Annotated in this window: 5 protein-coding genes and 1 pseudogene; 1 reads left to right on the forward strand and 5 read right to left on the reverse strand. The window is 42.2% G+C overall.

Annotation, left to right across the window (positions count from 1 at the left end; genetic code table 11):
- Positions 1 to 23: 23 nt before the first annotated feature.
- Positions 24 to 698: a phosphoribosylformylglycinamidine synthase subunit PurQ gene (gene purQ / locus CDG77_RS20850; protein ID WP_094331249.1), complete on the forward strand. Its 675-nt coding sequence runs from the start codon at positions 24 to 26 to the stop codon at positions 696 to 698.
- Positions 699 to 983: 285 nt separating this feature from the next.
- Here purQ and CDG77_RS20855 read toward each other — a convergent pair whose 3' ends face one another.
- The 5 genes and pseudogenes from CDG77_RS20855 to CDG77_RS20875 all read right to left on the reverse strand — a co-directional run.
- Positions 984 to 2,567 (reverse strand): HlyD family efflux transporter periplasmic adaptor subunit, encoded by a 1,584-nt coding sequence (locus CDG77_RS20855; RefSeq protein WP_094331237.1) that lies wholly within the window; start codon positions 2,565 to 2,567, stop codon positions 984 to 986.
- Between the two features lie 154 nt (positions 2,568 to 2,721).
- Positions 2,722 to 5,730 carry a peptidase domain-containing ABC transporter gene (locus CDG77_RS20860; RefSeq protein WP_094331238.1) on the reverse strand — a complete coding sequence of 1,003 codons (3,009 nt, stop codon included), beginning with the start codon at positions 5,728 to 5,730 and terminating at the stop codon, positions 2,722 to 2,724.
- A gap of 821 nt (positions 5,731 to 6,551) precedes the next feature.
- Positions 6,552 to 8,894, reverse strand: coding sequence for an FG-GAP-like repeat-containing protein (locus tag CDG77_RS36665; RefSeq protein WP_190234017.1), 2,343 nt, complete (start codon positions 8,892 to 8,894; stop codon positions 6,552 to 6,554).
- A 439-nt stretch (positions 8,895 to 9,333) separates the two neighbouring features.
- On the reverse strand, positions 9,334 to 12,006 hold the full coding sequence (locus CDG77_RS20870) for an alkaline phosphatase family protein (RefSeq protein WP_094331239.1): 2,673 nt from the start codon (positions 12,004 to 12,006) through the stop codon (positions 9,334 to 9,336).
- Positions 12,007 to 12,356: 350 nt separating this feature from the next.
- Positions 12,357 to 15,449 (reverse strand): annotated as a pseudogene (locus CDG77_RS20875) (esterase-like activity of phytase family protein); the annotation flags it as partial.
- Between the last annotated feature and the right edge of the window lie 478 nt (positions 15,450 to 15,927).

Consider the following 15,927-nt stretch of genomic DNA (forward strand, 5'->3'; position numbering starts at 1 on the left):
CCCCAATTCCCCATTCCCTAATCATGAAATTTGGTGTTGTTGTTTTTCCGGGTTCTAATTGCGATCGCGATGTTGCTTATGTAACCAGAGATTTGCTTTTACAACCAACTCGCATGGTTTGGCATCAAGAGACAGACATTGCTGATTTGGATGTCCTCATCGTCCCTGGTGGCTTTAGTTACGGGGATTATCTGCGCTGCGGTGCGATCGCACGTTTTTCACCCGTGATGCAGCAGGTTGTAGAACATGCTCAAAAGGGTAAGTTTGTCATTGGTATTTGCAACGGGTTTCAGGTATTAACTGAAGCTGGACTTTTGCCAGGGGTATTAACCAGAAATCGGGATTTGCATTTTATTTGCGATCGCGTCCCCTTGAAAGTTGAGCGTACCAATCTCTCGTGGACGCAAGCTTATACCACTAATGAAGTTATCACTTTACCTATTGCCCACGGAGAGGGTCGATTCTACGCTGATGAAGCCACTCTCGCTGAAATTGAAGCTAACGGGCAAGTCGTGTTTCGTTATGCAGGGGAGAATCCCAACGGTTCATTGAACAACATTGCCGGGATTTGCAATCGTCAGGGCAATGTGTTGGGGATGATGCCGCACCCAGAAAGGGCATCTGACCCGATGTTAGGGAATAGTGATGGCTTGAGGTTGTTTCAGGGCTTGCTAGAGAAGGTAGCGGCATTAGCCTAGAGCAAATATTGGGCGACTAGTACCGCAAGGCGGAATTCAAAATTCAAAATTCAAAATTCAAAATGAATACAGCGTAAGCCTTTCGTTGATTTGAAATGGTAGCTTTATTTACGCCGTGGTGTACTAGGTTGGGATTTAGCGATCGCTTTCTGAAAGATAGATGAAGATACTTCTACAGATAGCGATCGAACAATAAATTTACATCCCCAAACAGCCCATCATAGTCATTACTTTTACAACTTCACGAGAGAGAGGCAGTAGGAATACTGCCTCCTGCGTCTTTCTTCAACGTACTTCTTTAAGACTATCAATTTGCTTGGTAAACAACTCAGTGAATAAACTAAGTACAGTTCGTTCTTCGCGTACTTTTATATTAGCGCTGATTGACATACCTGATTGCAAATTCACATTTTTACCCTTAATTACTAAGGATTGTTTATCCAAATGCAGCTTTGCCGGAAACCTATAAAACTGATGTGTTTGGTCTGGCGGTAATGCGTCTGAACCTATCCCCATAACTTCCCCTTTGATATCGCCAAATTCGCTGTAAGGAAAGGAGTCAATTCTTATATCTACCTTCATTGCTTTTCGGACAAAACCGATATCTTTATTGGTGATAAAAACTTCAGCTATGTACTTTTCATTCGGGACAATTTGCAGTAGTTTTGTCGTCGGAGTGGCTACAAATCCAGGGTTTTTTGCTTGTAAATCAAAAACTGTTCCGGCTACAGGCGCACGGAGTTCTTGATATTTAACGTTTAACTGTGATTGAGATATTTTACTGTTGACATCTGCCAAACGCTGTTCATTATCTAGGATCACTTTCATGAATTGGCTATCGATTGCGGCAATCCGCTGTTTGTTATCAGCGATCTTATCCAAAACGTTTTTATCAGAAACAGCCACTGTATTGCTTAACTCTTGTTGTCCTTTTTCTATATCAAACTGGAGACGTTTTTGTTCTTCACCTAGTTGTGCTACTTCCGCCGTGCGGTTTTGTACTTCTTGTTGCTGATTGAGATACTGAAGTTGAGAGATACCACCTTCTTCTGCTAGTATCTTCAGTTTCGCTAAAATCCCCTCTTGAATAGCTAAACTTGATTTACTATCTTCCAGCTTAAATTGATTTTGACTAAGTTGTTTCCTGGTTTTTTCTACTTCCAATTGCGCCGCAGCAGACCGAGAATCTAATTCTTTTTTGGCAACTTGTAGGCGTTGTTGCTCATCAATTCCTAGCGTAGAATCTTTGCCAGAATTTCTTAATTGAGTCCGTAATAAGTCATTTTCTGCTACTATCGCTGCCCGACTTTTCAGCAGGAAAGTCGTTTCTTGTGGTAAATTACCGCGCAAATATAGCAGTTCTGTTCCTGTGGCAGTACTTGCACTCATCAATCGACGATAAATTTGGTTTTCTTTAATTAATGCAATGCGAATTTTATTCAAAGAATTTAATTCAGCAACAGAGGCAATAGAATCAAAAGTCAGCAACAAATCTCCTGCCTTTACTACTTGTCCATCTTTAACATTAACCGTTTTCACTACTCCACTAACAGGAGCCTGAACTTCTTTAACTGTCCCTTCCGGTTTTAATTGCCCTGTTGCTGGCACTACTTGCTCAATTTTGGCAAAATAAGCCCAAGTAATTCCAAAACAGGCTAGCCCCATCAGAGTAATCATGATTGTCCGCGACCAAACTGGAGATTGGCGCAAGACAATTGATTGCTCAAATTCCTGACTACTTGAGTTAATTAAAGACTCTTGAGCCGCTTTCTGTTGTTTTGTAAGTATCGGTGAATCTTGTTTGACTCCATTTTTCTGATTACCGTTTTTCTGATTGCCGTTGAGGTGATTCCCATTAAGTTGAGTCATAATGATTTTGGATTTTGGATTTTTTGTAGAATGTGCAATGTTTACTGATGCCGAAAAGCTTGATTTTAATATACCCACCTACTATTATTGCTACATCTATGGAATATTGGTCAAACTGAAAATCTTTTGATGCTATGCCCCCAGCAATGACTAATTATAAGTTCACATCTTGTTGCTGATATAGGTAAAAATAATGACCTTTCGTAGCCATTAGTTCTTGATGGCTACCTTGTTCTATAACCCTGCTATTATCCATCACAACAATCATGTCTGCATTACTCACGGTGTTTAATCGGTGGGTAATAAAAAATACTGTATCCCCCTTAAATGCTTTGGCTAAATTGAGACATATTTGCCGTTCTGTGGGATAATCTAGGGCACTAGTGGCTTCATCTAAAACTAATAATTTTGGTCGTTGTAAAACAGAGCGAGCGATCGCAATTCTTTGTCTTTGTCCACCTGAAAGTGCAGAACCCCGTTCTCCCACCCGCGTGTTGTAACCGTTGGGCAAGTTCATGATAAACTCGTGGGCGCACGCAACCTGAGCCGCTTCGATAATTTCTTCGGTTGTCGCATCGGGATTCGTCAGAGCAATATTTTCCTGAACGCTACCGTCAAACAACAATGTTTCTTGGGGAACTACACCAATTTGTCGTCGCAGTGAATAAAGTTCCACTTTGGCAATATCATAACCATCAATCAAAATTCTGCCGGACTCGGTTTCGTAAAGTCTCAGCAGCAATTTCATCATCGTACTTTTACCAGATCCACTTTGGCCGACGATGCCGATAAATTTACCTGGCTCAAATTCGAGGGTGACGTTGGAAAGTTGCAGAGGCCCACTCGTCCCAAATCGGAAGGAAACATTTTCGTATTTTACTGCTCCCTTAATCGTCGGTAAGGGGATATTGTAGCGGTCTGTTTCTCCTTCTTGTGGCGTATCGACAATATCGCTTAAACGTTCCAGAGACAGGGCTGTTTCTTGGAAGCTTTGCCAAAGTTGAGCTAAACGTAATATTGGGCTAGTGACGTAACCAGATATAATCCTAAAGGCAATTAGTTCGCCTAAAGTTAATTCTTGTTTCAGTACCAAATAAGCTCCTACCCACAAAACTAGTAAACTGCTAAGTTTGTTGAGAAAGTTGCTGGTGGAGTTAGCGAGGGTAGAAGTTACAACCGTTTTAAAACCAGCAGCGACAAACCGAGCGTAACGCTCTTGCCAAGAAAACCGCGATCGCAATTCAATATTTTGCGCTTTTACGGTTTGAATTCCTGACATCACCTCCACTAAATAAGATTGAGTTTCGGCGTTGCGTTCGGCTTTGGCACGTAACTGTCTGCTAATGGTGGGAGAAGCAATTAAGGTGATTACGATAAATATGGGAATTGTGCTTAAGCCGACTAAGGTGAGTTGCCAACTGTAAATTAGCATTACACCGATATAAACTACCGAGAACAGAGCATCCAACCCTACTGTTAAGGCAGTACCAGTCAAGAATTGGCGAATATTTTCTAATTCGTTGATGCGAGTTGAAAGTTCGCCCACCGGTCGGCGTTCAAAGTAGCGCAGTGGTAAACGTAATAAGTGGTCAATAATTTGCGACCCTAAACCCATATCGATGCGGTTAGTGGTATCGACAAATAAGTAGGTTCGTAAGGTTGTCAGTACTGCTTCAAATAGCCCGACGACTAATAGTAAAACCCCCAAAATATGTAAAGTGCCAATACTATTTTGAGTGATAACTTTGTCGATAATTAACTGAACGACTAGAGGATTTGCCAACGCTGCCAACTGTACAAAAAAGGAAGCAATAAAGACCTCTATCAAGACTCGACGGTGCTTTGACAAATAGGGCAGAAACCACCGTAAACTAAAGCGTTCTTGGGGTGTTTGGTTGGTAGCAGTTAGCAGTAATACTCTAGCTTGGGGTGGAAAGTTGGTTGGATCGACATCTAATTGTTCGACCAATTGAGCAGGTTTACAGCGGACAATTCCTTTGGATGGGACACCCACTACCACGCTATTTGAATCTGCTGCATATAAAACTGCAAAATTATCACCATAGCGAATCAATGCTGGTGTCGGAATGCGCGTCACGGAGGCAACTGGTATTTCTATCAACTGCGCCTTAAGTCCGATTAATTCTGCCAGGTAAGCAGTAACTTGAAACGATATAGTCCCCTGACGTTTGACTTGCTCGGTTAAGATGCGGCGAACCACTTCTCGACGAAATGGCATTTCTAAATGCTTCGCGATCATTTGGAAGCAGGCGAAGGCTGTATTTAATTCTCCCTTACCACTAAAAAACGGGTATTTTTGTTTTGAGGAACTCTTTGAGGTATCGGGGGCTGTCTGGGTAACTATTTCGTCTGATGCGTAAGGGATATCTAATTCATCTTCATCTTGGCTATCTAATTGGGTATCATTTACCGCCAGTACTATTTCATAACTATCTTCTAAGATCAAATTTGACGGATGTATCCCAACCAACCGGGCGGGGTTTTGACCTATAACCTGAATCTTGTCTCTGTCATCGTCTGATTCTAGGCGATCGCCAGGTGATAAATTCTCTACTGTACTACCGCCACTTACAAACCAGACGCTTTCGCTATCCAGTTGGTTGAATGCAGTTTTTCCTGGTGGAAGGTAATGGACTTTCGCCTGTGGTAAGGCGTTTTCTGTGAGTTCTCTGAGATTTAAGGTAGCGATCGCTTGCTTTTGCCAGTAGGAACAAAGAATATCGAAAACTTCAATCAAATAACTGCGGTTCTTGCGGGCTTCGGCAAAAGCTGGGTATGAAGCGAGAAAACTAAAATATGCCGATGCATTCAAGGTTAAACATACGACTTCGGTGGAGGCGATCGCAGTCTCACAGGCGACATCGCGCAACAAACCAACTTCGCCGACAATTTCTCCCGGTTGTAGCAATTTTAGGGTGATTGGCATTTGCGTCTGGGGATCGTATCCCAAGAGGCGCACTTGTCCCTCATAAATGATCGTGATGCGTTCCGGGAGACTTTCTTTACCGATGATTTTCTGACCGATCCGATAGCGAAATGCTTGCAGTTGGTCTGATAGATTAGCGATCGCTCCATCAGGTAAGCGATCGAACCCTTCTAAGGTGGTGATAAATTCGAGAAAAGTGTTCTTAATATAAGTCATATAAAACCAGTCGAAGGTAAAAGTGAGGAATTAAGTCAAAAATATTAGGGAGTATCTCTTTTACTAACAGTGGCAATGTTTGGTTTTATGCCAGCAGTGGCAAGACTTCTGTGGAATCCAGGTACCTAAATATGTAAAATCACAGAGGTGAGTTCGTCTAATTACAGACCTGTACTTGTATCACATGGTTAGGATTGTTATGCGTTTTTCAAAATAAAGCATAGTGTAAATGGATCGAGGACAAGTTATCACTTGGTTAACGGCACATAATTTATACAAACTTAAAATCAATATTTAGCATTGCAAGTATGCAATATGGATACTCATTGTCAAACTAATACACATAAACGCGGTTGTTAAATTTAGCGTTGCATATTTTAATTTATGATAATCAACTTGAAAGTATCACAGATGCTTTCCTAAGTAAATACCCTAATTCAGAATTATGTAATAAAAAAACTTTAAATTTCTGAATTATTTTTGACAAATTCTTGAATATAGGGATTGACAATATCACTCATGGTGAAAGACAGTGAGTTTTCATTGAGCAATAGTGCTATACCCGATTTATGAAAGAATTCTCCATCACTTTTTTAGTAGCTTAATTTCATAAAAATTAACTGGAAAAGTAAAGGGGAAGATTTTTTATAATCCTAGATCAATCAACTATTAAATTTATGAAGTAAAGACAATAACTGCCTTCAGTAAATTTACTAGTTTAATTAATCGGGAGTAGATTTAATCGCCACATATCAAACAACCCCATCCCGGTTGCGGGGTGGGGTTGTTTGATTTTGCTAACTAATTACTTGCGTTTAATATTAGACAGTAGGACTGACACTCAATTTTACCTGCACAATTACATCGTTGTAATCTTTGTCACCACCATTTGGTAGATCCTCAAAACCAAAGGTGTTATTTCCCAACAATCGAATGTGGTCTACCTTATCTGAGTTAGCACCCAAGAATGAGAAGTAAACCTTTTTATTGCCATCGCCCTTGAGAATAGCATCGGGCTTACCATCCACAATAATAAATGGTGCAAACAAAGAATTCGGCCCGAAGGTGCCAGTGTAATTTGCAGTACCTTGGTTGTCCACCGCCAAGTCAATACCTGCAACGCGCCCACGCACAGCAGCTTCGGCGTAACCAGCCTGGCCAACGAGAATATCTGCTTTGCCATCACCATTAGTATCAATACCACCATTTTCATCAGCCACTTTATAGAAGCCGACAAAGTTGTTGTAAGACGCTTCTCTGTTGACTGCAAACTCAGCTGTTACTGATTGTGTCACACTTCGTAAATCAATCAGTTCACCTTGAGATTTGCCTTGCAGACCAGTACCTAAAGATGCCTCTTCTCCTGTTGCCTGAACCGTCACAACGAAATCCTGGAAGTTGAGAGAAAAGCCTTCTTCTTGTGTGCTGTTATTTGTAGCGGAGGAAAAAACGACACTTGATAAGGAAGTTTTTCCAGATAGCACAGCCTGAGTAGTACTGTTGGATACCAGATAGAATCTGAGTTTTGTACCAGACTCGAATTCTAAGATATTTTTCAGGTCTTCGTTCTTAAAACCCTTGGGCAGTTTAGCAATGGAGGAGAATATCACCTTAGAACGCTCTAGAGCCACTTTGGTATAACCCTCTGCACCAGGGGCTATGCCATTAATTTTACCTTCATCATCGTCAACGGCAAATACACACAGTTCATTCACCTCTTTAGCGTTGTTGTTTTTAATCTTCAGAGAGAGCTTTCCTTTTTTACCCTTAACTTTACTATCGACGATAAAGATATTTTGAGTAATGTTAACTAGCTGGAAAATTGTTGTTATCTGGGTATTTGTAGTAGACCCAAAACCATCAATCTTAACATCCAAGTCTTTATCAAAAGAAAGTCCCGCAAGGTCAGTGGTGCGGACGCGAACTTTATAACTAGATTTAGTCGCGTCAGATTTAATTTTTAACTTGTCTCCATCAATGATGAATGCATTATTGTCAGTATCGCCGACACCTGCCACAAAACTATAAGTATGTTTATCGTTTTGGTCTGGGTCAGTGGTGGTGAAAGTAGCAATTTCACTTCCTGCTTCTACATTCTCAGTTACAGCAGTCAATTCCAAGTCTGTAGGATCGGAATTGGCAAATAGTACTGAGATATTGTTGTCATCAGAGTTAGCTATTACCAAATCCAGCTTGCTGTCACCATTCAAGTCTTCCAGCGCAACAGACTCAGGATTTGAACCGACTGTGAAGTTGGTAGCAGTGCCAAAGCCGCCATTGCCATCGTTTACTAGCACTGAAACATTGGCAGAACCGGAGTTAGCAACAACCAAATCCTTTTTACCGTCACCGTCAAAATCTGCCACGGCAATAGCATTAGGATTTGTCCCGACTGCAAAGTTGGTGGGTGTGCCAAAGCCACCACTACCATTGTTCAGTAGCACCGATATATTGTTGTCATCGGAATTAGCTACTACCAAATCGAGTTTACCGTCACCATCAAAATCCGCTACGGCAATGGCGTGAGGATTTGTCCCGACTGTAAAGTTGGTGGGTGTGCCAAAGCCGCCACTGCCATCGTTCAGCAGTAACGATATATTGTTGTCATTAGAGTTAGCAACAACCAAGTCCTTTTTACCGTCACCGTCAAAATCTGCCACGGCAATGGCATTAGGATTTGTTCCAACCGTAAAATTGGTAGCAGTGCCAAAGCCGCCACTGCCATCGTTCAGCAGTAAGGATATATTGTTGTCATCAGAGTTAGCAACAACCAAGTCCTTTTTACCGTCACCGTCAAAATCTGCCACGGCAATGGCATTAGGATTTGTTCCAACCGTAAAATTGGTGGGTGTGCCAAAGCCGCCACTGCCATCGTTCAGCAGCACCGAGATATTGTTATCACCGGAGTTTGTTACCACAAAGTCTAGTTTGCTGTCACCGTCAAAGTCGGCTACAGCAACGAAACTAGGACTCACCCCGACTGTATAGTTGGTGGGTGTGCCAAAGCCGCCACTGCCATCGTTCAATAGCACGGAGATATTGTCATCACCAGAGTTAGCAATCACCAAGTCCTTTTTACCGTCACCGTCAATATCTGCTACAGTAACGGACTTGGGATTTGTCCCAGCTAGGAAGTTAGTTGCACTTGTAAATGATGCACTCATAATTAATTGTTTTGAAGTATGATATCTGGTTGCCTCACACCTGTTTCTATTGAGATTGATGGTTTATTAAAGGTAATATTCTTTATTAGCAAGGTGAGGAATGCATTATCTAGTTTATTGTCTAAATTTTACTAATACCTCAGTAAATATACTACGGCCAACCAATCTAGGATTTATGCAAAGGCTTGATTAGCGATCGCATCTACACATCTTTAACGGCAATCTCTCGCATCAGCAGTTGGCTGGCTAGGAAGTACTACGGAGTAGCTATCATCTTTACTACATTTTGTGATATTTATGTTGCTAGCAGTCTAAGTATCTTCTATGCGAGTGATGGTGAAAGATATAAAAAACGAGGGAATATCATTCCCTCGCATTAGCTTGTTACAGCTGATTAACTAATTTAGAATATTGAATTTAAGCTGTAATCATCTTTGGGCTAAACTACACTAGCAGAGAAAACAAAATCATTTGCTGTTAGGCTAGTTGATGTAATTCCAACTAATGAAGCCAACTCTGTATTTCCAGTTTTCACCAGAGTATCACTACCTTGTTGCAACAGTGTTAAAGCACTAAATTGAGTTACACCAATACCACCAAGCCCGATTTTATCAGTGCCGATCGCAAAATCAGTCACGATATTCTTGCTAATTGGCAGACTGGCGTTAGCAATCCAGAATTGGTCAGCACCAGCACCACCACTGAGGCGATCGCCACCTCCTTGACTAGCGAATAGCACATCATCACCATCGCCACCAAACAGCGAATCATTGACACCAGCGAAGAGTTTATCATCCCCAGAACCACCATAGAGACGGTTATTGCTACCGTTACTGGTGAGGGTGTCGTTACCTGAGCCACCAAAGGATAATTGACGAGTACCTTCAACTACTGTCAAAGTATCATTACCTGCTGCCCCAAATAAATTATTACTACCATTGGCTTCCACTACAGTAACTTCGTCATTACCATTGCCACCATCGGCACTAGTGTTGCTAGCAGGGCTATCTGCACCAATCAAGACTCGATCGTTGCCATCTCCTGTGGACACTGAGGAGTCACTACCAGCGATCGCGGTGTCATCACCTTTGCCAGTCACGATTGTATTACCTTTACTACCCTCAACAAAGTCTGCTCCATCACCTGTAAATAAGGTTTGATTTGGCTTGAGGGTGACATCATCACTATTGGTAGAACCAAATTGCAGGTCTAGTGTCGTTAGTCCAACGGTGCGACCATCAAATCCTGCGGCTGTAAAGTACTGAGTATTGCCTACACTTTGAGAATCCAGAATTGTTGCTTGACCATTAGCAGTTTTTTCTGAAGTCAATACTTCTTTGGTGGAGGGAACTACATCCGGGCCTCCGACCAATGCCTCTGTAATAGCACGACCTTTTAAATCGCCATTACTGGGAATATTCAAACCCAGAATACTAGCAAGGGTAGGTGTAACATCAGCATTACTCACAGGTGCATAGTCTACATAACCTGATTTGAAATCAGGGCCAATAGCCTCCATATTATTGAAGGTATCACCTCGACCAAAGCTACCATGCATCCCCTGCCCTTGCTGCAAAGTTGTATCAGCAATTTCTACCTGAGCTTGAGGGTTGTTTGGGTTGGTTGGGTCGGTGCTAAAGGTTTTGAAGTTGATTACAATCGATGGAACTGGTGTTTTAGCATCACCTTTTAGCCCGATCGCACTTAGCGGTAAAGCACCTGGGATGGTTCCATAGGCATCGTCTACGAAAATACCACTGATGTAATCTTTTTGTGAGAGCAAATCCACTACCTGTTTAGCTAGAGTAGCATTGCCATTAGGGAGATAAATCAGGTCAGATCCACCGTTAGCAGCTACAACTATCTTTGTACCTGGGTCGAGTTGGCCATTAATTACCTCGCCCGTACCACCAATTACACCATTCCCAGAAATAGGACGTTGACCTTGTGTAGCATCAACAGCCGCATATTGGATGTGGTTGAGGTCTGGAGGAAGTGTCGTCGGGTTAGGATCGTATAGGGGTAGACCGAGATCGTGAGCCAAATCAATCGCCACAAAGCCTGCTGGCAGAAATCCCGGATTTACACCTGCATAAGTTTGGGTAGCAGCATAACTGGTAGTTTTTGTGCCTTGGCTATCAATAGCTTGTTTGCTAATGGTAGAAAAACCGTGGTCGGAAGTAACAAAGACATCAGTAGTCTTGTCTAAGCCTGTACTTTTGAGATAGTCAAGAAGTTGCTTTAAATTATCATCAGCATCTTTGACCCCAGCTTTTGAAGTAGGGCCATTGATACCTGGTGTTAAGGTATTTAAACTATCACCCTGATTGTGTTGACTACCATCGGGATCTCTTGACCAGTAAACCAATGCAAATGGTTTACCATCTTCTTGAAACTTGGGTAAAATTACCTTAGTTGTGGCATCTGCAAAGTATTGTTGTTGAGCCACATTGGCATCCAGTGTGCCAGGAGTTGTGTTGTTACCAGCTGGCTGGACTCGCGGTGTTGGCTTTACATCTAGACCAGCAGCTTGTAAACGACTGACAATATCTGGATCGAGTGGAACAGCAGAAGGTGAACCAGCAGGTGTAGTCGGTGGGGTTGCACCATTGGTACTGTCATCAATAATTATTGTCTGGGGAGTAGCAATAGTACCAGTAGTACCACCTTCTCGGTTAACTTGTGTGACATCTTGGATGGCAACAGGCCCTAATTTACCAACTGCTGCTGTGTTGAAACCCTGCGATCGCGCATAAGCTAGGAGTGACTCTTCATCTAGAAAGTTGTTACCGGGAAACTTTTCATCGATATCCCCCAGAACAGAATCATTTTCGATAAATGGCGTGACACTACCGTTAGCATTAGGGCTAGGAAAACCAGTGTAGATGGTATTGCTAAAGTCACCTGTATCACCTAGGTAATGCCCAGTGGCGATCGCCGAAGCATTAGGTGTAGTAAATGTTGGAAACAGCGAATGACTATTGGCGAAAGTAACCCCCTGCTGACGGATGCTATATAAAGTTGGGGTATCAATGGGGTTTACAGAACCGTTACGCAATCCATCTGCAACAAAAATAATGACATTTCTACCGTTGCCATTTGTATCAGCCATGTTGACTACTCCTTAAGTATTGTGAGCTACAATTAATTGCAGCAATTGTGTGTGTGTAGACTGAGCGATTAACTACACTCAACCCAAGCGAAAGATTCTTGGTTACAAAAATCTGAGTAGTATTTGGCAACAAAATGCTTAGTGTCCACATAAATTGGTGCAGACAATTAAATGAATGTAACTTTGCTTACTGCCTCAAAAGATAGTTGTTCAATGTTTAAGGAAAGTTATAAGCAAGTTAAGATTTTGGATAAAAAGCAGAAAAATCTTTACACACAAAAATATCCCCAACTTGGAAATCGGGGATCTGAATATTTGAATCCTGAATTTAAGCTGTAATCATTTTTGAGTTAAACCACACTAGCAGAGAAAACGAAATCATTTGCTGTGAGGCTAGTTGATGTAATTCCCAACAATGAAGCCAACTCTATATTTCCGATTTTCACTAAGGTGTCACTACCCTGTTGCAATAGTGTTAAAGCACTAAATTGAGTCACACCAACACCACCCAGTCCGATTTTATCAATGGCGATCGCAAAATCAGTCACGATATTTTTGCTAGTTGGTAGACTCGCATTAGCAATCCAGAATTGGTCAGCACCAGTACCGCCACTGAGGCGATCGCCACCCCCTTGACCAGCAAATAGCACATCATCACCATCGCCACCAGATAGCGAATCATTCACATTGGAGAAGAGTTTATCATCCCCAGAACCACCATACAGACGGTTATTGCTGCCGTTACTCTTGAGGGTATCGTTACCTGAGCCACCAAAAGATAATTGATGCGAACCTTCAACTACTGTCAGAGTATCAGCACCTGCGCCTCCGAACAAATTATTACTACCACTGCCTTCAACGACAGTAACTTGGTCATCACCATTGCCACCATCGACACTTGTATCGCTAGCAACACCATTTTGACCAACAAAGATATTATCATCACCATCTCCTGTGGACACTGAGGATTCACTACCGGCGATCGCGGTGTCATCACCCTTCCCGGTTATGATTGTGTTACCTTTAGTACCCTCAACAAAATCTGCTCCGTCACCTGTGAATAAGGTTTGGTTTGGCTCAACTGTAATATCATCGCTGGTAGTGGAACCAAAGTTAATTTCTTCAGCTTGAGGTTGACCTAAACCAGGAGCAAGGTTAAGGGGCTTATCCAACTTAAGTAGAAGGATTTCATTGTTGTCTATGACTGGATTTTGAGGATCGTTCCCAGGACGACCTGTTGAGAAAGGATAATTGTTGTCATTAGCTACCAAAATGGTGTTTTTGTCAACAACTAAAACATTTTCAATGGTTTGAAATGGGAAGTCAAAGGTGGTTTTGCCATCTCCATTCAGGTCTTTGGGGTCTTGGATATTTAACAAGTCTGCAACTTCTTCTTTAGCTACATAGCCATTAGAATCTGTTTTCGACAGGTCTATTTTGTAGATTCTCTTAAATTTAGCCGCAGCCCCTTGATTGTTATCCCGTTCAATGACTAGGTACTCATTATCATTAATGACTGCTAAATCCCCGATGGAATTTGACGGATTATCCAATCTGTAATAGAGTCTACTGTCGGTGTACTTGTGGCTGGCTAAATCAAATTCGTTGATCCGCAAAGCACCAGGGGTATCGCCCTGAACCGTACCTTCTAGCAACAAATAGAGTTTGGTTTTGCTGGCGTTAATTGCTCCACCTTCAAAACCTTTAGAACTACCCAAGTTAGCAAAAGCATCACCTGAAAGAACATCGGGGTTTTGTGGCGATCGCACCACATTATACTGAGGATCGTCTCTGAGTTTATCCCGCACTCGATCCGCAATATCTGGGAAATCTGAGAAGAGTGCGTCTACACCTAATTGATAAAACTGCTGAATTTCTAGCTCTAGCTTTCCTTTGTAATCTGCTGCTAAATATTGGTCTTCCGCCCGGAAGGTATAGGGGTGAACCTGTAAACCAGCGTTATGAGCATCTTGAATTAAGGTAGTGGGAGGTAATGTTGTCTTGTCAGCATCATTGACTGCTCCATCGCCATTCACATCATCGGCTTTACCATCACCATTGGCATCAGTACCTTTGATGCTAACAATCATCCGCTTCCAAGGGCCAATGCCATCAGCATAAGTGGCAACTTCAGCCAAGCCTTCTGGAGTTCGCAAGTCGCCATAAGTGCGAGTGTCACCACTGACTTTCAGATCGTAAGGCTGACTCTCGATAATCTTGCCGTTGATATCAATGTCACTGGCATCTAGAAGTTGGATTAGTGGGATATCCACCCCTGCCGCAGGCATGATGGTATCATGCAATTCTTTGAGATTACTCACTTCAAAGGACTGGATGAAGATCCGACTGGGGTCAGTGAAGTTATTTGCTTTGAGCGTATCGATTAATAGCTGACTGATATTTCTGTTTATTTTGTCCGTCGTACCGACATAAGTAGCTTCATCGGCAAGATAAGTCGGATGCTTGGTTTCAGGGTAGATACCAATCTTTTTACCTGTTTCGGTTTCTACTTGCTTAACTAAATCGAGGATTTCCGTGAAGGTAGGAATTTCAAATCGATCGTCAAAGGAGTGATCCCGGAAAGGTAGACGTTCTTCTGCCCGTAAAGTCTTGATTTCAGCTAAGGTAAAGTCTTCAGCAAACCAACCTGTAATTGTGTTTCCATCTAAACTTACTGTTTTTTTGCGATCGGCAAACTCTGGATGTTTGTAAACATCTGTGGTTGTATTATTAAAATTGACAGTACCATCAGCATTCAAAACTGCTAACGCAGGCTCGTGGCGAGCAATTAGCACACCATCTTTTGTCACTACCAAGTCAGGCTCAATAAAGTCAGCGCCTCGCTCAATTGCTTGCTTATAAGACTCTAAGGTATGTTCTGGACGATAACCACTTGCGCCTCTGTGACCAATAACTTTAGGTGCTTCTCCATTTAAAGTTTTGAATTGGTCAGGTGTAGCGATCGGAGCTTCTAATAATTTCCCAGTGGCATCAAAATGTAGCAGATAAGGGCCAAACTCGTCTCCCACCCAGATTGTCCCGTCTTTGTCAAAGACAAATGACTCTACATCAAAGTCTGCACCAGTTAGCAATCTTCCAGTAGTGCCCTCATTCACAATTTGGAAAGGAACTTTGTTGTTAGGGTCAGATAGTTGAATGTAATCTAAAACTTTAACACTGCCATCCCCATTTTCTGTTCCTTTAAAATTTGGGTCTAGGCGATTGATTCGCAGTAGAAAATCTGCACTATTATCTTTACTCCCGTAGCCATTATCTGACAGGAAGTACAAAGAGTTGCTGTTAGCAAACTGTACGCCACTAAAGCCTTGAATTGGCTGTCCTGGGAAAGGCCCGGTTCTGCCATTAGCTGAAACATCTGCACCAGAAGGTGGCCCATCACTAAAGGTATCAGCAGGTAAAGAAGCAAAGCCGACTAATTCAATCGCCATAATTTAGAATGTTATTTGGGTATTTGGATTTAACTGCACCACAAGGTATTCAAGTTCTCTCATTTCATTACTTGTAGGAAAAATAAATCATGTTCTCATGCTAAAAACCGGAATTACGGGGAAATTTCAGAATTACAAAACTACACGCAGTAAGGGCAATACCCTGCGGGAAGCCACTTTGCGTCTACATGAATTGTCTCTACCTCAAAATTAAGGCTTCGGCTATTGTTTGCATAAGTCCTTTCCAGTTTGGGCAAGTCCGTTAAGTCCGATTTCGTCATTTACACCGAGAATACATTTCCAAAAAACGCATTTTCTCAGAGTTGTCGAAAGCTTGAGAAACGATCGTGGAATGTCATAGCGTTAGCCAATCTGCGAGTGTCTGGGGGTTTACCCTATGAGCAACTGGCGTGTGGAGTGCAATGAGTGTGGGAATCATAACTAATTACCCGGACTTGATATTAGTGAGTAA

The sequence above is a fragment of the Nostoc sp. 'Peltigera membranacea cyanobiont' 213 genome (genome assembly GCF_002245975.1).
Lineage (GTDB): Bacteria > Cyanobacteriota > Cyanobacteriia > Cyanobacteriales > Nostocaceae > Nostoc.